Genomic DNA, 20,924 nt, shown 5'->3' on the forward strand with positions numbered 1-20,924 from the left:
GTCAGCGTCGTCTTGCCATGGTCAACGTGACCGATGGTGCCGATGTTGCAGTGCGGCTTAGTGCGTTCGAACTTTTCTTTAGCCATTTCAAGCTCCAGCCCTTTAGGGCCTGTCCTCTAACTAGGGTTGGATGTGTTTAGGCGTACTTCTTGATCACTTCGTCGGCGACGTGTTGCGGCACCGGGTCGTAGTGGTCGTATTGCATGGTGAAGGCGGCGCGGCCCTGCGACATCCCGCGAAGGGTGTTCACATAGCCGAACATGTTGGCCAGCGGCACGAAGGCGTTGACCACGATCGCGTTGCCGCGCGTGTCCTGGCCCTGGATCATGCCCCGACGGCCGTTCAGGTCGCCGATGACCGAGCCCAGGTAGTCTTCCGGGGTCACGACCTCGACGGCCATGATCGGCTCGAGCAGCTTGGGCCCGCCCTTCTCGCGCAGTTCCTTGAAGGCCGCGCGGGCGGCGATTTCGAAGGCCAGCACCGAGGAGTCGACGTCGTGGTAGGCGCCGTCGATCAGGGTCGCCTTGAAGTCGATCAGCGGGAAGCCGGCCAGCAGGCCGTTTTCCTTGGCCGACTCCAGGCCCTTCACCACGCCCGGGACGTATTCCTTCGGCACCGAGCCGCCGACGATGGTCGACTCGAACACGAAGCCCGAACCCGGCTCGCCCGGCTCGAACACCAGCTTGATGCGGGCGAACTGGCCCGTACCGCCGGTCTGCTTCTTGTGCGTGTAGTCGATCTCCGCCTTGCGGCCGAGCGATTCACGGTAGGCCACCTGCGGCGCGCCGATGTTGGCTTCCACCTTGTAGGTGCGCTTCAGGATGTCGATCTTGATGTCGAGGTGCAGCTCGCCCATGCCCTTCAGGATCGTCTGGCCCGACTCGTGGTCGGTCGAGACGGTGAAGGACGGATCCTCGGCGGCCAGCTTGGCCAAGGCGACGCCCAGCTTCTCCTGGTCGGCCTTGGACTTGGGCTCGACGGCGATCTCGATGACCGGGGCCGGGAATTCCATGCGCTCGAGGATGACCGGCGACTTGTTCGGGTCGCACAGGGTGTCCCCGGTGCGGGTGTCCTTCAGGCCGGCCAGGGCGACGATGTCGCCGGCGTAGGCTTCCTTGATGTCCTCGCGGTTGTTCGAGTGCATGAGCAGCATCCGGCCAACCCGTTCCTTGCGGTCACGGGTGGAGTTCAGCAGGCCCATGCCGGTCTCGAGCTTGCCCGAGTAGATGCGGCAGAAGGTCAGCGAGCCGACGAAGGGGTCGTCCATGATCTTGAACGCCAGAACCGACAGCGGCTCGTCGTCCGAGGCCTTGCGGCTGACTTCTTCTTCGGTGCGGAAGTCGATGCCCTTGGTCGGCGGGATGTCCACCGGCGAGGGCAGGTAGTCGACCACGGCGTCAAGCAGGGGCTGGACGCCCTTGTTCTTGAAGGCCGAGCCGCAGAGGATCGGGTAGAAGGCGCCGGTCAGCACGGCCTTGCGGATGCACTTCTTGATGACGTCAATCGAGGGCTCGTCGCCGCCGAGGTACGCTTCCATGGCCTCGTCGTCGAGTTCGACGGCGTTCTCGATCATGTAGTGACGGGCGGCTTCGGCCTCGTCCTTCATGTCGGCCGGAATCTCTTCGTCGCGGTAGGTGGCGCCCAGGCCGTCATTGTCCCAGACAACCGCCTTCATGCGGACCAGGTCGACCAGGCCCTTCAGGTTGGTTTCAGAACCGATCGGCAGCTGGATCGGAACGGCCTTGGCGCCCAGACGGTCGCGGATCGACTCGACCGACTTGTTGAAGTCGGCGCCGAGCTTGTCCATCTTGTTGACGAAGACGATACGCGGAACCTTGTACTTGTCGGCTTGGCGCCAGACGGTCTCGGTCTGGGGCTCAACGCCCGCGTTGCCGTCGAGCACGGTCACGGCGCCGTCGAGCACGCGCAGCGAGCGTTCGACTTCGATGGTGAAGTCGACGTGCCCGGGGGTGTCGATGATGTTCAGGCGCTTGTCGTTCCAGAAGGCGGTCGTCGCGGCCGACGTGATGGTGATGCCGCGCTCCTGCTCCTGCTCCATCCAGTCCATGGTCGCGGCGCCGTCGTGGACTTCGCCGATCTTATGCGACTTGCCGGTGTAGTAGAGGATCCGCTCGGTCGTCGTGGTCTTGCCCGCGTCGATGTGGGCCATGATTCCGAAGTTGCGGTAGTCTTCGATTTTATGCGTGCGGGCCATGATGGAGCCTGGTGTTTGAATGAGCGGAGCGGGCGGTTTGAGGTTTCAAACCGCCCGCCCCTTCAAGACTTGCGGCGCTGTTACCAGCGGTAGTGGGAGAAGGCGCGGTTTGCCTCGGCCATCTTGTGAGTGTCTTCGCGCTTCTTGACCGCGGTGCCGCGGTTGTTCGAAGCGTCCAGCAGCTCACCGGCCAGCTTTTCGGTCATGGTGTTCTCACCACGCTTGCGCGCGGCGGTGACCAGCCAGCGAATGGCCAGGGCGCGGCGACGGTCCGGACGGACTTCAACCGGCACCTGGTAGGTGGCGCCGCCGACGCGGCGCGACCGGACTTCGATCGCCGGGGCGACGTTGTCCAGGGCGCTGTGGAAGGTTTCCAGGGGACCCTGGTCCTTGCGCTTGGCTTCCAGGATGTCGAAGGCGCCGTAGATGATGTTCTCGGCGACGGCTTTTTTGCCTTCGTACATGACGTAGTTCATGAATTTGGTGACGACCAGGTCCCCGAACTTCGGATCGGGCAGAACCTGACGCTTCTCGGCGCGACGGCGGCGGGACATACGATCTCTTCCTTACTTCGGGCGCTTGGCGCCGTAGTGCGAACGGCGCTGCTTGCGGTCCTTGACCCCTTGGGTATCGAGGACGCCACGCAGGATGTGGTAGCGGACGCCGGGAAGGTCCTTCACGCGGCCCCCACGGATGAGCACGACGCTGTGCTCCTGAAGGTTGTGACCTTCACCGGGGATGTAGCACACGGCTTCGACGCCGGTGGTCAGGCGGACCTTGGCCACCTTCCGCAGAGCCGAGTTCGGCTTCTTGGGGGTGGTGGTGTAAACGCGGGTGCAAACACCACGGCGCTGGGGGCAGCCCTTCAGGGCGGGAACCTTGTTGCGCACGGGCTTGGGTTGCCGCGGCTTACGGATCAGCTGGTTGACTGTAGGCATCTATCTCTGTGCTCGTGGAAGCGTGTGCCTTTCGGCCGAAGCGCTTCAGGGGTCCTATAGGGTTTCGCTCGAGCCGCTGAACGCGCAAACTCGCCGGCTGCTGTGCGCGGCCGACGGGTCCTTGGGTTCCCCGGGTGAGGATCCGTTAAGACCCTGCCTCGAAAGAGCGGGCTACATACGCGCGAGGCCCCACAAGGTCAAGGGTTGCGGAGTCTTCTCAAGGGCTTGGCGGTCAAGGCGCGATCGGCAGGTGCTTGGTCAGGAAGGCCTCCGTCGCCTCCAGGGTCTGCAGCCGGCTCCTGGTGCTGGAGAAGTGGTGGTCGTCCCCGTCTAGGATGAGCACCTGGTGCGGCACGCCGGCGTCCTTCAAGGCGCTCTCCATCAGCTTCGACTGCGTGGCCGGGACGGTGGTGTCCTGCACCGCGTAGATCAGCAGCACCGGCGCCGTCCGACCGCCCACCCGGCGGTAGGGCGAAGCGCGGTTCAGGCTTTCCGCATCGACGCGGGGATCGCCGATCACCTCGCGCAGGTAGCGGATCTCGCCCGACTCGGCCCCGCCATAGACCCGGGCGTGGCCGATCATCGAGGGCAGGTCGGAGACCCCGTTGACCGAGATGGCGCAGCGGTAGCGGTCGGGCCGCGAGGTCGCGCCGTGCAGGGCCGCGTAGCCGCCGAAGCTGGCGCCCATGATGCAGACGCGGGCGTTGTCCACGGCCGGGTCGTCCACCGCCCCGACCGCGTCGGCGATGTCGGACTGCATCTTGCCGCCCCATTCATTGAAGCCGGACCGCTCGAAGGCCTCGCCGAACCCGTTCGAACCCCGAAACTGGGGCTTCAGCACCGCATAGCCGCGGCTGACCAGGAACTGTTCCCACCAGTCGAAGGCGAAGTCGTCGCGCGCGGCCGGGCCGCCGTGGGGCATGACCACCAGCGGGGCCTTCTGGCCCGGCCCCAGCCCGGAGGGGACGGTGAGGTAGGCGTAGAGCTCCATCCCGTCGGCCGAATTGTAGGTGATCCAGCGGGTCTTGCCGAAGGCGGCGCCGGCCAGCTCGGGATACTCGTCCCCCAGCTGCGAGGCCTGGTTGGTGGCGGTTTCGTACAGGTACCAGGCGGGCGGATGGTTGGGGCTTTCGGCGCGCAGGATGAGGCGGCTGCGGTCGGCGGACCAGCCCATCAGCTGGACGTCGCGAGTCTTCAGCGCCTTGGCGATGCGGCCGTGGACGGCGCCCAGCTGGGCGTCCAGCCAGTGATACTCGGGCCGCTCGGCCCCGGTGACGATGGCCACCGGCTTGCCGGTGCGCGGGTCACTGATCAGGCCGACTTCACGGGCCGGGCCAGCCGGTCCGACCACGGTGCGGCTGTTGTCGGCCAGGTTGAGGCGAACGATCTGGGCGCCTGCCGCCACCTCGTTGCGCAGGTAGACGGCGTCCTCGGCGTCGGAATAGCCGATCAGGGCGACCTTCAGCGCCATGCTGGGGGAACGGTCGATCTCAGTCCAGGTGGCGGCGCCCTTGCGGCGGACCCAGAGGCTGGTCTGGCCTTGGGCGGAATCGATGCGCACCCGGGCGTCGCCCTGGCGGTCGACGGCGAACCAGACCGTCGCGTCATTGCCCTTGTCGGCCATCCGGCCCTGGCCCGTGGCGACATCGACCTTGTAGACCGCCATGGTCAGGCCGCCGCCCTTCTGCTTCAGCTTGCTGAACTGGTCACCCATCTTGGTGCCTTCGCTGAGGCCCAGCATGGCGACGGCGGGCTTGGGCCCGTCAATCTCGCCGAGGATCGGGCGGCTGACCGCCAGGCCCGACCAGTTGATGCCGTCGAGCAGCAGGCCGACGATCTTGCCGGTCATGTCGAAGACGATGTCGCGCTGCAGGTTGTAGCTGTAGACGCGGCCGTCGCTCATGTTGGTGCGGCTGTCGTACACCCGCACCGTGGCGATGATGTAGTTGTCGCCCGCCCAGCGAATGCCGTTCACGTCCACCGCGCCCAGCGGGATGGTCACTGCCACAGCCCCGTCGATGGGGTTGAGGGTGATGGTCCGCTCGATCGGGCTGCCGCCGAGGATGGCGATCCGCTGGCCGTTCGGGGAGATCTCGGCCTGCTGGACGGCGGGCAGCCGGGCGTAGGCGGAGGCCGGCGGCCTGGCCGGCGCCTGGGCCTGCACCGCCAGCGGCGCGAACGCGGCCAGCGACAGGGCGCAGAGCCCCGCGAGCGAACGAAACATGTCGATAGTCCCCCCGGATACGCAAACGCGAGCGTCGCTACGGACGCTCGCGCAGGACGTTAGGGGATGGCGCGCGGCCCTGTCCAGAGCCGCGCGGACGCGGCATCAATCGAAGATGTCGAAGATGTCGAAGCGGTCCTTCTTCTTCTTCCGGTAGTGGTAATCATCATCATAGCGATAGCGCTTCTCGCGCTCGTCGTAGGAGTGGCTGCGGCGCCAGGCTTCCGGGTCGCGGTGGAAGGTGTCGACCTCGCGGGTGAAGCGTTCGCGATCCTGCTCGACGTGCTGCACCGTCTCGCGGCCGCCGGCGATGATCTTCTCCAGCTCGCCCCGGTCCAGCCAGACGCTACGGCAGGTCGGGCACATGTCGATCTCCACCCCGTCACGGACGAGTTTCTGCATCGACGAATTGTCGTTCGGGCACATCAGCAGGGGCAAAGGGCGTCTCCTCACGGCCAAGGGGGCTCCCTGCATTTAGGCATTCGCCCGATCCTCGCCAGAGCGCGGACAGAATTTGGCCGCGCCGGGCGCTCAGCGTCCTCCCTGTCGGGACGGGAGTGGGCGTGGCGCAGGGCCGGAAACAGGGACAGCGGCGGCTGGTCGCGCTGACGGCCGGGTCGGTCGTGGCCCACGGGCTGGTCTTCCTGCTGCTCGGGCTGGATAGTCCGGGGCTGCGGGCGCCCGCTCAGAACGACGTCGAGGCCTTCGAGCTCAGCCTGGTCTCGCCCAATCTCCAACCCCGGCCGCTGCCGGCCGGGCCGGACGGGCAGCCGCGGATCGGCGAGCCTGGCCGGCAGGCGATCGCCCCGCCCGCCTATGTTCCTCCTTCCGCCCCCCTGCCCTCGCCGATCCTGGCTCCCTCGCCCGATCAGGGGCGGGCCATCCCCGGCGCTAACGACATCCAGCGGCGGGCGGCGGCGCCGTTCATCGACGACTCGCCGGACGCCCGGCGGGTTCTGCGCGGGACCTATGGCTGCGCCTATGCCGACGACCTGGACCTGACTCCGGCCGAGCGGGAAGACTGCAGGAAGCGCTACGCCGACCGGCCGGCCCCGCCGGTGGGCCTGGCTACGCCCGGCGACAAGCGTAGCCGCTGGGACCGGCAGGCGGCCAAGCAAAGGGCCGACCGGGAATGGCGCGAGAACCCGACGGTGCCGGTCGGGACAGATGAGTCACAGGGACCCGGACGGCCGGCGGGTCTGGGGCGGGAGACGCCGGCGACCGCGACCTTCAAGACCCCGTTCTAACCCCAGGGGATGACGGCGCGGAGTTGAGCGATCCGGGCCTGATCGCGCGATCGTTCGGCGCGCCAAAGCTGCTCGGTCAGCACGGCCCGCTGTTCGGCGCCGAGGCGGGACCAGTCCCAGCGGTCGGCGGGCGGCAGGTCATAGGACCAGTTCCGGGGATCGATGGCATAGCCCGCCCAGGTCAGCCGGCCGGCGGCGTAGTCGAGAACGTGCTGCAGCTCGTGCTGGAGCAGGGCCATGGCGGCCGGCTGGCGCGAGCAGTCGTCAGGGGCCCGGCCCCAGTAGATGCGGTCGCCGAGGGTGAGGACAGGGGTGTGCCGCCGCCACAGGTAGGCGATCTTCGCCAGGGGCGAGGGGGCGGCAACGATGCGCGGGAAGGCGCCGGCGGCCAGCAGGGCGTCCCACAGGCCCGGGGAAAGCGCGTCGCGCTCCGCCGTGGTCAAGGATCGGGTGACGCCGGGGAGCATGGCCATGGGGCGAGAGATAGCGCGGCGGCAACGCCGTCAACCTCCGCCCGCCCGACGATCCAAACGAAAGCGGCCCGGGATTGCTCCCGGGCCGTCTCGTGACTGTAGCGAAGAACCCTACTCGGCGACCGCCTCTTCGGCGATCTCGACCGGCAGCGGCTCCATGGCCGCTTCACGCGAAGCCGCCAGCTGCTCGTCACGCTTGGTGGCGATGCGCTGCAGGCCGCGCAGGTAGGAGCCGGTGCCCGCCGGGATCAGCCGGCCGACAATGACGTTTTCCTTGAGGCCTTCGAGGGTGTCGATCTTGCCGTGGACCGAGGCGTCCGTCAGCACCCGGGTCGTCTCCTGGAAGGAGGCGGCCGAGATGAACGAACGGGTCTGCAGCGAGGCCTTGGTGATGCCCAGCAGAACCGGCTGGGTGATCGCCGGGCGGCCGCCGCGGGCTTCGGTCTTGGCGTTCTCAATGTCGAATTCCGACTTGTCGAGGTGGTCGCCCTTGATGAGGCCGGTGTCGCCGGGCTCGAGGATTTCCACCTTCTGCAGCATCTGGCGAACGATCACCTCGATGTGCTTGTCGTTAATCGGCACGCCCTGGAGGCGGTAGACTTCCTGGATTTCGTTGACCAGGAAGTTGGCCAGCTCCTCGATGCCCAGGATGCGCAGGATGTCGTGCGGATCCGGGTTGCCGTCGATGATGTACTCGCCCTTGCGGACGATATCGCCGTCGTGCACCGCGATGTGCTTGCCCTTCGGGATCAGGAATTCGACGGGTTCGCCGCCGTCCTCCGGGGTGATCTTGATCCGGCGCTTGTTCTTGTAGTCGCGCCCGAACTCGACCCGGCCGTCCATCTCGGCGATGACCGCGCAATCCTTCGGACGGCGGGCTTCGAACAGCTCGGCAACACGCGGCAGACCGCCGGTGATGTCGCGCGTCTTGGCGCCTTCCGTGGGGATCCGGGCGATGATCTCGCCGGGCTTCACTTCATCACCGTCAGCCACCGACAGAATGGCGCCGACCGACAGCAGGTAGCGGGACTCGCCGCCCGAGGCGAGGCGCTTGTAGGAGCCGTCCTCGCCGAGCACCGCGAGCGCCGGACGCAGGTCCGTGCCCTTGGAGCCGGTGCGCCAGTCGCTGACGACGCGCTGGGCGATGCCCGTCGCTTCGTCGGTTTCCTCGCGGACCGAGAACCCTTCCACCAGGTCTTCGGCGCGGATCTTGCCGCCGACTTCGGTGATGATCGGGGTGGTGTAGGGGTCCCATTCGGCGATGCGCTGGCCGCGCTTGATCTTGTCGCCGTCCTTGACCTTCAGGCGGGCGCCGTACGGCGGCTTGTAGGACTCGCGGTCCTTGCCGTCGACAAGCACGGTCAGAGCCACGTTGCGGCTCATCACGACCAGCTCGCCGTCCGACGCCTTGACGGTCGGACCGGCGACCTTGATCACCCCGTCCGTGCCGGCTTCGAAGAACGACTGTTCGGCCACCTGGGCGGTGCCGCCGATGTGGAAGGTCCGCATCGTCAGCTGGGTGCCCGGCTCACCGATGGATTGGGCGGCAATGACGCCGACCGCTTCACCGATGTTGACCGGGGTGCCCCGGGCCAGGTCGCGGCCGTAGCAGGCCCCGCAGGCGCCGATCTTGGCTTCACAGGTCAGGGCCGAGCGCACCTTGATCGACTGCACGCCGGCCTTTTCGATCAGGTCGGCCTGGTCTTCGGTGATGTAGGTGTCGGCCGGCAGGACCAGTTCGCCCGTGCTCGGATCCTTGACGTCCTCGGCCGTGAAGCGGCCCAGCACGCGCAGACCCAGCGAGACCAGCACGTCACCGCCATCCACCACGGCCCGCAGGGTGATGCCCCGGGTGGTGCCGCAGTCTTCCTCGGTAATGATGCTGTCCTGGGCGACGTCGACCAGACGGCGGGTCAGGTAACCCGAGTTCGCCGTCTTCAGGGCGGTGTCGGCCAGGCCCTTACGGGCGCCGTGGGTGGAGTTGAAGTACTCCTGAACGGTCAGGCCTTCCTTGAAGTTCGAGATGATCGGCGTTTCGATGATCTCGCCCGACGGCTTGGCCATCAGCCCGCGCATGCCGCCCAGCTGCTTCATCTGGGCTTGCGAGCCCCGGGCGCCGGAGTGGGCCATCATGTAGATGGAGTTGATCTCCAGCTCACGGCCGTTCTCGTCCTTCTTGGCGGTCGAGATCTCGCCCATCATGGCGTCGGCCACCAGGTCGGTAGACTTGGCCCAGGCGTCGACGACCTTGTTGTACTTCTCGCCCTTGGTGATCAGGCCGTCCGCGTACTGCTGCTCGTACTCTTCGACCAGCTTGCGGGTGTCGTTGACGATCTTTTCCTTCGACTCCGGAATGATGATGTCGTCCTTGCCGAAGGAGATGCCGGCCTTGGCCGCTTCCTTGAAGCCCAGACCCATCATCTGGTCGGCGAAGATGACCGTCGCCTTCTGGCCGCAGTGGCGATAGACCACGTCGATCAGGTTGCCGATCTCCTTCTTGGTCAACGCCTTGGCGATGAGCCGGTGGCCGATGGCCGGGTGATGCGGCAGCAGGGCGGCGATCTTCATCCGGCCCGGGGTGGTTTCAATCAGGCTGCGGACAACCTCACCCTCGGCGTTCATTTCCGAGAAGCGGGCCTTGATCTTCGAGTGCAGGGTGACGACGCCCGAACCCAGGGCGGCTTCGATTTCGCCCAGATCGGCGAAGATCTTGCCTTCACCCGGCTCACCCTCGCGGGCTTGGCTCAGGTAGTAGAGACCCAGCACGATGTCCTGCGACGGCACGATGATCGGGCGGCCGTTGGCGGGGCTGAGGATGTTGTTGGTCGACATCATCAGCACGCGGGCTTCCAGCTGGGCCTCGAGGCTCAGCGGGACGTGCACGGCCATCTGGTCGCCATCGAAGTCGGCGTTGAAGGCGGCGCAGACCAGCGGGTGCAGCTGGATGGCCTTGCCCTCGATCAGCTTGGGCTCGAAGGCCTGGATGCCCAGGCGGTGAAGGGTCGGCGCGCGGTTCAGCAGAACCGGGTGCTCGCGGATCACCTCTTCCAGGATGTCCCAGACCTGCGGCTGTTCGCGCTCGACCATGCGCTTGGACTGCTTGACCGTCCCGGAGAGACCCTTGGCGTCCAGGCGCGAGTAGATGAACGGCTTGAACAGCTCGAGCGCCATCTTCTTGGGCAGGCCGCACTCATGCAGCTTCAGGTCCGGACCCACCACGATGACCGAACGGCCCGAGTAATCGACGCGCTTGCCGAGCAGGTTCTGGCGGAACCGGCCCTGCTTGCCCTTCAGCATGTCGGCGAGCGACTTCAGGGGACGCTTGTTGGCGCCGGTGATGACCCGGCCGCGGCGGCCGTTGTCGAACAGGGCGTCGACCGACTCCTGCAGCATCCGCTTTTCGTTGCGGATGATGATGTCCGGGGCGCGCAGCTCGATCAGGCGCTTGAGGCGGTTGTTTCGGTTGATCACCCGGCGGTAGAGGTCGTTCAGGTCGGAGGTCGCGAAACGACCGCCGTCCAGCGGCACCAGCGGGCGCAGTTCCGGCGGGATGACCGGTACGACCGTCAGGATCATCCACTCCGGCTTGTTGCCGGACTCGATGAAGGCCTCGATGATCTTCAGGCGCTTGGACGCCTTCTTCTGCTTGATCTCGGAGGTGACCGTGGCCAGCTCCTCGCGCAGTTTCTCGGCTTCCTTCGGCAGATCGATGGCCTTGAGCAGGCCGAAGATGGCCTCGGCGCCGATCTCGGCGCTGAAGCTGTCATCCCCGAACTCGTCCTGGAAGCGCATGAACTCGTCTTCCGACAGAAGCTGATTCAGCTTCAGCGGGGTCAGGCCCGGCTCGGTGACGATGTAGTGCTCGAAGTAGAGGACCCGCTCGATGTCCTTCAGCGGCATGTCCAGCATCATGGCGATGCGGCTGGGCAGCGACTTCAGGAACCAGATGTGGGCGACCGGGCTGGCCAGTTCGATGTGGCCCATCCGCTCGCGGCGGACGCGGGCCAGGGTGACCTCGACGCCGCACTTCTCGCAGATGATGCCCTTGTACTTCATGCGCTTGTACTTGCCGCAAAGGCATTCGTAGTCCTTGGTCGGGCCAAAGATACGGGCGCAGAACAGGCCGTCACGCTCGGGCTTGAACGTGCGGTAGTTGATGGTTTCCGGTTTCTTGATCTCGCCGAACGACCAGCTACGGATCTTCTCCGGGCTGGCGAGCGCGATACGGATCTGGTCGAAGGTCGGAGCGGCCTGGACCGGATTGAAGATGTTCAGGACTTCCTGGTTCATCGGTGCCTCAGTGCGGGATGACCCGCCAAAAATTTCAGTGTGATCGGCGAACTCCGGACGGCCGCCAGGCCGTCCGGGATAGGTCCGATCAGCTGTTTTCCAGCTCGACGTTCAGGCCAAGCGAACGCATTTCCTTGACCAGCACGTTGAAGCTTTCCGGAATGCCGGCCTCGAAGGTGTCGTCGCCGCGGACGATGCTTTCGTAGACCTTGGTCCGGCCGGCCACGTCGTCCGACTTCACCGTCAGCATTTCCTGCAGGGTGTAGGCGGCGCCGTAGGCTTCCAGAGCCCAGACCTCCATCTCCCCGAAGCGCTGACCGCCGAACTGGGCCTTGCCGCCCAGCGGCTGCTGGGTGACCAGGCTGTAGGGACCGATCGAGCGGGCGTGGATCTTGTCGTCGACCAGGTGGTGCAGCTTCAGCATGTAGATGTAGCCGACCGTGACCGGACGCTTGAACTGCTCGCCGGTCTGGCCGTCGAACAGGATCGACTGACCCGAACGGGCCAGGCCCGCCGATTCCAGCAGATCCTCGATATCGCCGATGTGGGCGCCGTCGAAGACTGGCGTGGCGAACGGCACGCCCTTGGAGAGGTTGCGGGCCAGTTCTACCAGCTCTTCCTCTTCTTCGGGCAGCGGGACGTCGGGGCCGTAGATGTCCGACAGACGCTCGATCAGCGCAGCCTTCTGGCCGCCATGCTGCCAGGCTTCCAGCAGACCGGCGATCTGCTTGCCGAGGCCGGCAGCCGCCCAACCGAGGTGGGTCTCGAAGATCTGGCCGACGTTCATGCGCGACGGCACGCCCAGCGGGTTCAGAACCACGTCGACGGCGGTGCCGTCGGCCAGGTGGGGCATGTCCTCGATCGGCAGGATCTTGGAGATGACCCCCTTGTTGCCGTGACGGCCGGCCATCTTGTCGCCGGGCTGAAGCTTGCGCTTCACGGCCACGAAGACCTTGACCATCTTCATCACGCCGGGGGGCAGTTCGTCGCCGCGCTGCAGCTTGTCGACCTTGTCCTCGAACCGGCGGTCCAGACGCTTGCGGGCCTCGTCGAACTGGCGGCGCAGGGCCTCCAGCTCGCCCATGGCCTTTTCGTCGTCCAGAGCGATCTGCCACCAAAGGCCGGGCGCGATCTCGCCCAGCTTTTCGGCGGTGACTTCGCCGCGGCCCAGGCCCTTGGGACCGGAGACGGCGACCTTGCCGGTGATCAGCTCGCGCAGACGCGCGGTCATGTTGCGGTTCAGGATGGCGAACTCGTCGTCCCGGTCCTTGCCCAGGCGGTCGATTTCGGCGCGCTCGATGGCCAGGGCCCGTTCGTCCTTGTCGACCCCGTGCCGGTTGAACACCCGAACCTCGACGACCGTGCCGGCGACGCCCGGGGGCAGGCGCAGGCTGGTGTCGCGAACGTCGGAGGCCTTTTCACCGAAGATGGCGCGCAGGAGCTTTTCTTCCGGCGTCATCGGGCTCTCGCCCTTCGGAGTCACCTTGCCGACCAGGATGTCGCCCGGCATGACCTCGGCGCCGATCGCCACGATGCCCGCCTCGTCCATGTTGCGAAGGGCTTCTTCGCCGACGTTGGGAATGTCGCGGGTGATCTCTTCCGGGCCCAGCTTGGTGTCGCGGGCCATGACCTCGAACTCCTCGATGTGGATCGAGGTGAAGACGTCATCGCGCACGATCCGCTCGGAGATCAGGATCGAGTCTTCGAAGTTGTAGCCGTTCCAGGGCATGAAGGCGACGAGGGCGTTGCGGCCCAGCGCCAGTTCACCGAGGTCGGTGGACGGGCCGTCGGCGATGATATCGCCGGCGTTGATCTTGTCGCCCACCCGCACCAGCGGACGCTGGTTGATGCAGGTGTTCTGGTTGGAACGCTGGAACTTGCTCAGACGGTAGATGTCGACGCCCGGCTTGGTGGGGTCGGTTTCGTTGGTCGCGCGCAGCACGATCCGGGTGCCGTCGATCTGTTCGACGACGCCGGTGCGGCGGGCGATGACCACGGCGCCGGAATCGCGGGCCACGACGTCTTCCATGCCGGTGCCCACGAGCGGGGCGTCGGACTGGACGAGCGGCACGGCCTGACGCTGCATGTTCGAACCCATCAGGGCGCGGTTGGCGTCATCGTTTTCCAGGAACGGGATCAGGGCGGCGGCGACCGACACGACCTGCTTGGGCGAAACGTCCATCAGGTCGACGTCGGCCCGTTGCAGCAGGCCCGGCTCGCCGTTGGTCCGGCCGGGGACCAGATCGTCGGTGATGCCGCCATCGGTGATGGAGATGTTGGCCTGGGCGATGACGTGCTTGGCCTCTTCCATGGCCGACATGTAGACGACCTCTTCCTGAGGCCGGCCGTCGGTGACGCGGCGGTAGGGGCTTTCGATGAAGCCGTACTTGTTGATCCGGGCGTGGGTCGCCAGGGAGTTGATCAGGCCGATGTTCGGGCCTTCCGGCGTTTCAATCGGGCAGATCCGGCCGTAGTGAGTCGGGTGCACGTCGCGGACTTCGAAGCCCGCGCGCTCGCGGGTCAGACCGCCCGGGCCAAGCGCCGAGAGGCGGCGCTTGTGGGTGATTTCCGACAGCGGGTTGGTCTGGTCCATGAACTGCGACAGCTGCGAGCTGCCGAAGAACTCACGCACGGCGGCCGCGGCCGGCTTGGCGTTGATCAGGTCGTGCGGCATGACCGTGTCGATATCGACGCTGCTCATGCGCTCCTTGATGGCGCGTTCCATGCGCAGCAGGCCGACGCGATACTGGTTTTCCAACAGCTCGCCCACCGAACGGACCCGGCGGTTGCCGAGGTTATCGATGTCATCGATTTCGCCGCGGCCGTCACGCAGGCCGACCAGCACCTTCAGCACTTCCAGCACGTCTTCCTTGCGCAGCACGCGCAGGTCGTCGTCGGTCTGCTGCTCCAGGCGCATGTTCATCTTCACGCGGCCGACCGAGGAGAGATCGTAGCGCTCCGAGTCGAAGAACAGCGAGCGGAACATCGCCTCGGCGGCTTCCACCGTCGGCGGCTCGCCCGGACGCATGACGCGGTAGATGTCGAACAGGGCGTCTTCGCGGGTGACGTTCTTGTCGACCCGGACGGTGTTGCGCATGTAGGCGCCGACCGTGACGTGGTCGATGTCGAGCACGTCGATGGTGGTCAGGCCCTGGGCTTCCAGAACCTCGATCACGGTCGCGTCCAGCTCGTCGCCGGCCTCGGCGTAGATCTCGCCGGTTTCGTAGTTGACGGCGTCGCGGGCCAGGTAGCGGCCGGTCAGGGCCTCCGGACCGAGCAGCAGGGTCTTCAGGCCGCCGTCGGCCAGCTTCTTGGCGTTACGGGCGGAAATCTTGGTGCCGGCCGGGGCCACTTCCTCGCCGGTGTCGGCGTCGATCAGCGGGAATTCCGGCTTCACACCGCGCCAGCGCTCGGCCTTGTAGGGGGTGGCCCAGCCTTCGGCGGCGCCGGTGCGCTTTTCGAAGGGGACGACGTCGTAGAAGGTGGTGAGGATCTCTTCCCCATCCATGCCCAGCGCCATCAGGAAGGTGGAGGCGGGCAGCTTACGGCGACGGTCGATACGGACGTAGACGATGTCCTTGGCGTCGAACTCGAAGTCCAGCCAGGAGCCGCGGTAGGGAATGACGCGGGCGGCGAACAGCAGCTTGCCCGAGCTGTGGGTCTTGCCCTTGTCGTGGTCGAAGAACACGCCGGGCGAGCGGTGCATCTGCGAGACGATGACCCGCTCGGTGCCGTTGACGATGAAGGTGCCCTTGTCCGTCATGAGCGGGATGTCGCCCATGTAGACGTCCTGCTCCTTGATGTCCTTGACCGACTTGGCGCCGGTCTCTTCTTCCATCTCGAACACGATCAGGCGCAGCTTGACCTTCAGCGGCGCGGCGAAGGTCATGTCGCGTTGGATGCACTCCTCGACGTCATACTTGGGCTCCTCGAACTCGTAGGAGACGTACTCGAGCACGGCGCGCTCGTTGAAGTCCTTGATCGGGAACACCGACTTGAAAACAGCTTCCACGCCCTGGTCGCGGCGGTCCGCATGGCGGACTTCGCGCTGGAGGAACTGCTCGTACGAGGACCGCTGAACCTCGATGAGGTTCGGCATCTGCACGGCCTCGGGGATACGGCCGAACGACTTGCGGATCCGCTTCTTGCCGGTGAAGGAGTGCGCCATGTTTTTCCCTGCGAGCGCGGACGGAGTCCGCACATAAGAATGTCTTTCGCGTCCACCCTCGGCGCTGCGCGCCGGACGCTGACAGGCCCCAATCCGCCGGGGCCGCCCTTCGCTCGGACCGCAGGGTGAGCGGTCAGGCCATCGGGCATAGGCGCGCGAGAGATCGCATCTCTAAAGAAGACGGAAATTTCGCGAGACGCGCGAGATAAGGCAAATCCACAGCGATTGGAAGGGGGAGGCTGAGTTTAATTTGACATTTCCGCCGGCCCGGAGAAGCCGCGCTTCGCATGGGCAGCCGATCCGGCCTAGAACGGGGGAAGCCGGAGACCTCAAGCCGTGACCACCCCTCCCCTGCCCTGGACCGGCGGCTGCCGCTGCGGCCAAGTCCGCTTCGAGATCTTGGCCCCGCCGCTGTTCACCTCGGCCTGCCACTGCACTAGTTGTCAGCGCATGACGGCCGGCCCCTATTCGCTGAGCCTGGCAGTCCCCTCGGAGGGCTTCAAGGTCACCCAGGGCGAGCCGGTCCTGGGCGGCCTGCACGAGTTGCCGCATTTCCACTGCGGCTATTGCATGAGCTGGCTGTTCACCCGCCCGCCGGGCCTCGACTGGTTCGTCAACGTCCGCGCCACGATGCTGGATGACACCACCGGCTACGAGCCCTTCATCGAGACCTTCACGTCCGAAGCGTTGCCTTGGGCCAAGACGCCCGCGCGGCACTCCTACGAGACCTTCCCGCCGATGGAGGCGTACGAGGGCCTGCTTAAAGAGTATGCCGAGCTGACCTCAGCCTAGCCAGCCGGCCTCCCGAAGCACCGGCGCGTAGGTCCGGCTCAGCGGCGCGATCAGGTCGCCCTCCAGCCGCACCTCCCCGCTCCCGCGCCGCCAGCGGACCTCGCGGATGGCGTCGGCGGCGACCCACCAGGAGCGGTGAACCTGATAGCCGTGGGCGCGGGAGAGATCGGCCAGGGCGTCGCGCAGGCGCAGGGTCAGCAGTTCCTCGCCGGCATCGGTGTGGACCTTGAGGTAGTGGTCGTCGGCCTCGATGGCGATCAGCCTGGCCTGGCGGCGGCGGGCCGAGAGGCGGCGGCGGAAGGCGGCTTCGGCTTCGGGCAGGGGCGGCTCGACGATGGTGCGGGTCTCGACCCTGGGGGCGCGCCAGACCAGGGCCCGAAGCACCATGATCGGCAGGCAGAGGGTGGCCACCTGCCAGCTCAGTTCGAGGAGCGCGCGCCAGCCCCAGAACTCCCCCTGGATCAACCAGGCCGTCATCAGGACATAGACAGTGACAGGGGGCGTCATCAACACGGTGATGGCCAGCACCCTGCGCCAGGTCGGGGCAATGCGGCGGCCCAGGGTCTCATCGAGGAAGATGCCGATCAGTCCGCCGCCGATCATGCAGGCCAGCCAGTAGCTCAAGCGCACCGGCCAGGAGAGCCCGACCGAACCCCAAGGCCCGAGCAGCGCCACGATCAGCCCGAAGGCGGTCAGAACCGCGACATCGATGGCGATCCGCCGGACGGCTTCACGGCTGAGGCGCGGCAGGGGCATACGAGGCGGCGGCTCCATTGGCGAAGGGACGGCGCCGTTCGCGAAACCAGGCCTAGCGGGGCGGGCCGGACGGCGCAATCGGTGGGCCCCTCGAAGCGAGGGAGCGATGCGATGCGGGTTGGAGGGATGACGGCCGGGCGACTGGCGGGTGGCGGCGGCTGGGGGCTGATGGCCCTGGCGTCGGTGGGGGTGACCCTCTATGCGGCCCGCTACCTGATCGGCGACGGGGTCGGGCCGATGGGCGGCAATCCCTTCGCCGCCCCCTGGCTGCCGGTGCATGTGGCGGGGGCGATGCTTGCCCTGCTGGTCGGGGCGGCGCAGTTCGTCGGGCCGCTGCGGCGACGCCTGCCGCCGGCGCACCGCTGGACCGGCCGGGTTTATGCCGTCGGCTGCCTGGTCGGCGGCGGCGCGGGCCTGGTCCTCTCCCTCGGCTCGACCGGTGGGCCGATCGCCGGGGTCGGGTTCGGGCTTCTCGCCGTGGTCTGGATCGCCACGACCGCCCTCGGTTGGCGGGCCGCGATGCAGCGTGATTTTGACGCCCACCGCCGCTGGATGATCCGCTCCTGGGCCCTGACCCTGGCGGCGGTCACCCTGCGCCTCTACCTGCCGCTGGCGGTGATGAACGGCTTGCCGATGCCGGGCGCCTACATCGCCATTTCCTTTCTCTGCTGGATCCCCAACCTTCTGGTCGCCGAGGCCTACCTGCGCGTTCGGCAGCCGCACTCCGCTGGGTTGCCCTTGGGATGAGCGGCGGCCATACGGAGGCCCTCCCTGGCGTCAAGAGGGTCCTGTTCCGTGGTCAAACCGTCCATCGCAGCCGCATTGCTGCTCCTCGTCGGCCTTGCCGGCGCCGTCTCCGCCCAGCCGCAGCCCCTGCCCTTCGAATCCACCATCCCCGCAGCCCGGGACATTCCCTACCCCGGCGTGATGAAGCTGACCGTCGATGCAACCGACCTGAACCGGCGGATCATGACGGTGAAGCAGACCATCCCCGTCGCTGGGCCGGGGCCGATGGTGCTGCTTTATCCCAAATGGCTACCCGGCACTCACGCGCCGCGCGGCCAGCTGGAGAAGGTGGCCGGGTTGAAGGTCACCGCCGGGGGCAAGGTGCTCGACTGGCGGCGGGACACCGTCGATGTCTACGCCCTGCATATCGACGTGCCGGCCGGCGCCAAACAGGTCGAACTGGAGTTCCAGTTCCTGTCGGCCACCGCCACCGACCAGGGCCGGGTGGTGATGACCCAGGACATGCTGAACCTGCAGTGGAACTCCACCGCGTTCTATCCGGCCGGCTGGTTCACCCGGAACATCATGGTCGAGCCGACCGTGATCCTGCCCGAGGGCTGGCAGTACGGCGTGGCGCTCGACCCCGCTTCGAAGAACGGTGACAGCCATACCTTCAAGCCGGTCAGTTTCGAGACCCTGGTCGACTCGCCGATGTTCGCCGGCCGCCACTATCGTCAGATCGACCTGGACCCCGGCGGCCGCAGCCCGGTGAGGCTGAACATCGTCGCCGACCGGCCCGAGCTGCTGGAGGCCAGCGAGGAGCAGATCGCCAAGCACCGCAACCTGGTCGTCCAGGCCGACCGCCTGTTCGGCACGCGCCAGTTCGACCGCTACGATTTCCTGCTGGCCTTGACCGACCGGATGGGCGGCATCGGGCTGGAGCATCACCGGTCCAGCGAGAATAGCCGCGATCCGGAATACTTCCTCTCTTGGGACCGCCTGCCCGCCTCCCGGACCCTGCTGCCCCACGAGTACGTCCACAGCTGGAACGGCAAGTATCGCCGCGCCGCCGACCTGTGGACTCCCGACTACACCACCCCGATGCGCGATAGCCTGATGTGGGTCTACGAGGGCCAGACCCAGTTCTGGGGCGAGGTGCTGACCGCCCGGTCGGGCCTCATCACCCGCGAGCAGGCGCTGAGCAACTTTGCGATGATCGCCGCCCTGTATGAGCACCGGGTCGGGCGCGAATGGCGCGACATCGGCGACACCACCAACGACCCGATCATCAGCGCCCGCAAGCCGAAGGGATGGCTCAGCTGGCAGCGGAACGAGGACTATTACGTCGATGGCCTGCTGGTCTGGCTGGACGCCGACAGCCTGATCCGCGAGCGGACCGGCGACAAGAAGTCCCTGGACGACTTCGCCCGCGCCTTCTTCGGCGTCGAGGAGGGCTCCTATGTGCCCAAGACCTACACTTTCGAAGACGTGGTCGCCGCCCTCAACGCGGTGACCCCCTATGACTGGGCGGGGTTCCTCAAGGACCGGATCGAGGGCCGGGGCCGGCCGGCGCCGCTGGACGGCCTCAAGCGGGGCGGCTGGAAGCTCGTCTACGCCGACACCCCCACCGCCTATCAGAAGGCGGCCGATACCGCCGCCAAGCGCCACGACTTCACCTATTCCATCGGCCTCAACCTGAAGCCCGCCGGCGAGATTCAAGGGGTGCAGTGGGACGGCCCTGCCTTCAAGCAGGGGCTGATCGTCGGCGCGACCGTGGTGGCGGTGGATGGCGAGGCCTACAGCGAAAGCCGGATGAAGGCGGCCATTACCCGCGCCAAGGGCGGGAAGAAGCCCATCCAGCTGATCGTCAAGGACGGCGACCGCTACCGCGTGGTCGACATCGTCTGGAACGGCGGGCTGCGCTATCCCCGCCTGGAACGGATCGAGGGGACTCCCGACCGGCTGGGCGCCCTGCTCAGCCCCCGTCCGTAGGGGTCCGGGGCGGCGCCCGACCCGCTGTTCCGCCCAGGCGGCCCGGACGGAAAAAGGGCCCGTGGATCGCTCCACGGGCCCTTCTCTTTGGACAGCTTGCGCGGCCGCCAGATTACTTGATCTGGACGGTGGCGCCGGCTTCTTCCAGCTTCTTCTTCACTTCTTCGGCTTGCTGCTTGGAGACGTTCTCGAGAACGTTCTGCGGCGCGCCTTCGACCAGGTCCTTGGCTTCCTTCAGGCCGAGGTCCGGACGGACGCCACGGACTTCCTTGATCACGTTGATCTTCTTGTCGCCACCGGCGGTCAGAACAACGGTGAACTCGGTTTGCTCTTCGGCGGCTTCGGCCGGAGCAGCGGCGCCGGCGGCCGGGCCGGCCATCATGGCGACCGGAGCAGCGGCGCTGACGCCCCACTTTTCTTCGAGCAGCTTGGAGAGCTCAGCGGCTTCCAGGACGGTCAGGGTCGACAGTTCGTCGACCAGTTTTTCAAGCTTGGACATTTTCAGTTCCTGTTACAGGGATGGGAGGTGTCTTGCGGAGATGACTTGCGATTACGCGGCGTCTTTGGTGGCGTAGGCGTTGAACACCCGCGCCAGCTGGCCCGCCGGAGCTTGCAGGACGCCCGCGACCTTGGTCGCCGGAGCCTGGATAAGCCCGATGAGCTTGCCACGCAGCTGGTCGAGCGAGGGCAGCGAAGCCAGCGACTTGACGCCGCTCTCGTCCAGAACGGTCGCACCCATCATGCCGCCAATGACCACGAGCTTGTCGTTTTCCTTGGCGAACTGGGTGATGACCTTGGCGGCGGACACCGGATCGGCCGCGTAAGCCACGGCGACCGGGCCGGTGAACAGGCTGGAGCCCGCTTCCGATTCCGAGCCCGCCAGGGCTTTGATGGCCAGGGTGTTCTTCACCACCTGATATTTGGCGCCTTCTTCACGAAGGCGGCCACGCAGGGCAGTCATTTCCGCAACGGTCAGACCCAGGTTGTGGGTCACGACCACGGCGCCGGCGTCGGCGAACACGCCCTTGAGCGTATCGATCGTCGCCTGCTTTTGAGCGCGGTCCATTGCGGTCTCCTACTCGGATGACATCCGGTCGCCCGGA

Annotated in this window: 16 protein-coding genes; 4 read left to right on the forward strand and 12 right to left on the reverse strand. The window is 66.6% G+C overall.

What is annotated here, in order from left to right:
- From GVN21_RS20755 to GVN21_RS04540, 6 genes are all read right to left on the reverse strand, one after another.
- Window positions 1–86: GTP-binding protein (locus GVN21_RS20755; RefSeq protein ID WP_173315436.1), on the reverse strand; the 86-nt coding region annotated here is incomplete at its 3' end.
- Window positions 87–136: 50 nt separating this feature from the next.
- Window positions 137–2,215 (reverse strand): elongation factor G, encoded by a 2,079-nt coding sequence (fusA, locus tag GVN21_RS04520; protein WP_166573532.1) that lies wholly within the window; start codon window positions 2,213–2,215, stop codon window positions 137–139.
- Window positions 2,216–2,295: 80 nt separating this feature from the next.
- Window positions 2,296–2,769, reverse strand: a complete 474-nt coding sequence (gene rpsG, locus GVN21_RS04525; protein ID WP_004624018.1) for a 30S ribosomal protein S7 — start codon at window positions 2,767–2,769, stop codon at window positions 2,296–2,298.
- A 12-nt stretch (window positions 2,770–2,781) separates the two neighbouring features.
- Complete coding sequence (gene rpsL / locus GVN21_RS04530) at window positions 2,782–3,153, reverse strand: 30S ribosomal protein S12 (RefSeq protein WP_166573533.1); 372 nt, start codon at window positions 3,151–3,153, stop codon at window positions 2,782–2,784.
- Between the two features lie 232 nt (window positions 3,154–3,385).
- Window positions 3,386–5,377 carry an alpha/beta fold hydrolase gene (locus tag GVN21_RS04535; RefSeq protein ID WP_166573534.1) on the reverse strand — a complete coding sequence of 664 codons (1,992 nt, stop codon included), beginning with the start codon at window positions 5,375–5,377 and terminating at the stop codon, window positions 3,386–3,388.
- Window positions 5,378–5,482: 105 nt separating this feature from the next.
- Complete coding sequence (locus tag GVN21_RS04540) at window positions 5,483–5,815, reverse strand: zf-TFIIB domain-containing protein (RefSeq protein ID WP_166573535.1); 333 nt, start codon at window positions 5,813–5,815, stop codon at window positions 5,483–5,485.
- Between the two features lie 125 nt (window positions 5,816–5,940).
- Here GVN21_RS04540 and GVN21_RS04545 point away from each other — a divergent pair, with 125 nt between their 5' ends.
- Window positions 5,941–6,624, forward strand: coding sequence for a hypothetical protein (locus GVN21_RS04545; RefSeq protein ID WP_166573536.1), 684 nt, complete (start codon window positions 5,941–5,943; stop codon window positions 6,622–6,624).
- Here GVN21_RS04545 and GVN21_RS04550 read toward each other — a convergent pair.
- The 3 genes from GVN21_RS04550 to rpoB form a co-directional block, all read right to left on the reverse strand.
- A complete protein-coding gene (locus GVN21_RS04550; RefSeq protein ID WP_166573537.1) occupies window positions 6,621–7,097 on the reverse strand; it encodes a hypothetical protein in 477 nt (158 codons plus the stop codon). The genes GVN21_RS04545 and GVN21_RS04550 overlap by 4 nt on opposite strands.
- Before the next feature lie 111 nt (window positions 7,098–7,208).
- Complete coding sequence (gene rpoC, locus GVN21_RS04555) at window positions 7,209–11,387, reverse strand: DNA-directed RNA polymerase subunit beta' (protein ID WP_166573538.1); 4,179 nt, start codon at window positions 11,385–11,387, stop codon at window positions 7,209–7,211.
- An 88-nt stretch (window positions 11,388–11,475) separates the two neighbouring features.
- On the reverse strand, window positions 11,476–15,555 hold the full coding sequence (rpoB, locus tag GVN21_RS04560; protein ID WP_166573539.1) for a DNA-directed RNA polymerase subunit beta: 4,080 nt from the start codon (window positions 15,553–15,555) through the stop codon (window positions 11,476–11,478).
- Between the two features lie 336 nt (window positions 15,556–15,891).
- On the opposite strand from rpoB, the gene GVN21_RS04565 reads away from it, so the two are divergent.
- Window positions 15,892–16,347 carry a GFA family protein gene (locus GVN21_RS04565; protein WP_166573540.1) on the forward strand — a complete coding sequence of 152 codons (456 nt, stop codon included), beginning with the start codon at window positions 15,892–15,894 and terminating at the stop codon, window positions 16,345–16,347.
- On the opposite strand, the gene GVN21_RS04570 is transcribed toward GVN21_RS04565, so the two are convergent.
- The gene (locus tag GVN21_RS04570) at window positions 16,339–17,103 is read right to left on the reverse strand and encodes a LytTR family DNA-binding domain-containing protein (RefSeq protein WP_166573541.1); all 765 of its coding nucleotides are present in this window, start codon (window positions 17,101–17,103) and stop codon (window positions 16,339–16,341) included. The two genes, GVN21_RS04565 and GVN21_RS04570, sit on opposite strands and share 9 nt — an antisense overlap.
- A 111-nt stretch (window positions 17,104–17,214) precedes the next feature.
- Between GVN21_RS04570 and GVN21_RS04575 the strand changes: the two genes are divergently transcribed.
- On the forward strand, window positions 17,215–17,850 hold the full coding sequence (locus GVN21_RS04575) for a DUF2306 domain-containing protein (protein ID WP_240902763.1): 636 nt from the start codon (window positions 17,215–17,217) through the stop codon (window positions 17,848–17,850).
- A gap of 48 nt (window positions 17,851–17,898) precedes the next feature.
- Entirely contained in the window at window positions 17,899–19,821 is a 1,923-nt protein-coding gene (locus GVN21_RS04580) for a peptidase M61 (protein ID WP_346764222.1), read from the forward strand.
- Between the two features lie 112 nt (window positions 19,822–19,933).
- Here the strand turns inward: GVN21_RS04580 and rplL are convergent, their stop codons facing one another.
- Complete coding sequence (gene rplL, locus GVN21_RS04585; RefSeq protein ID WP_166573542.1) at window positions 19,934–20,320, reverse strand: 50S ribosomal protein L7/L12; 387 nt, start codon at window positions 20,318–20,320, stop codon at window positions 19,934–19,936.
- Window positions 20,321–20,371: 51 nt separating this feature from the next.
- On the reverse strand, window positions 20,372–20,887 hold the full coding sequence (gene rplJ, locus GVN21_RS04590; protein WP_166573543.1) for a 50S ribosomal protein L10: 516 nt from the start codon (window positions 20,885–20,887) through the stop codon (window positions 20,372–20,374).
- Window positions 20,888–20,924: the final 37 nt, after the last annotated feature.

Source organism: Caulobacter sp. SLTY (assembly GCF_009905535.1).
In the GTDB taxonomy this organism is placed as follows: Bacteria; Pseudomonadota; Alphaproteobacteria; order Caulobacterales; family Caulobacteraceae; genus Caulobacter.

Coding starts and splice junctions, on each gene's coding strand:
- fusA (WP_166573532.1), bottom strand. CDS start 2,215: ATGGCCCGCACGCATAAAATCGAAGACTACCGCAACTTCGGAATCATG.
- rpsG (WP_004624018.1), bottom strand. CDS start 2,769: ATGTCCCGCCGCCGTCGCGCCGAGAAGCGTCAGGTTCTGCCCGATCCG.
- rpsL (WP_166573533.1), bottom strand. CDS start 3,153: ATGCCTACAGTCAACCAGCTGATCCGTAAGCCGCGGCAACCCAAGCCC.
- GVN21_RS04535 (WP_166573534.1), bottom strand. CDS start 5,377: ATGTTTCGTTCGCTCGCGGGGCTCTGCGCCCTGTCGCTGGCCGCGTTC.
- GVN21_RS04550 (WP_166573537.1), bottom strand. CDS start 7,097: ATGGCCATGCTCCCCGGCGTCACCCGATCCTTGACCACGGCGGAGCGC.
- rpoC (WP_166573538.1), bottom strand. CDS start 11,387: ATGAACCAGGAAGTCCTGAACATCTTCAATCCGGTCCAGGCCGCTCCG.
- rpoB (WP_166573539.1), bottom strand. CDS start 15,555: ATGGCGCACTCCTTCACCGGCAAGAAGCGGATCCGCAAGTCGTTCGGC.
- GVN21_RS04570 (WP_166573541.1), bottom strand. CDS start 17,103: ATGCCCCTGCCGCGCCTCAGCCGTGAAGCCGTCCGGCGGATCGCCATC.
- GVN21_RS04575 (WP_240902763.1), top strand. CDS start 17,215: ATGCGGGTTGGAGGGATGACGGCCGGGCGACTGGCGGGTGGCGGCGGC.
- rplL (WP_166573542.1), bottom strand. CDS start 20,320: ATGTCCAAGCTTGAAAAACTGGTCGACGAACTGTCGACCCTGACCGTC.
- rplJ (WP_166573543.1), bottom strand. CDS start 20,887: ATGGACCGCGCTCAAAAGCAGGCGACGATCGATACGCTCAAGGGCGTG.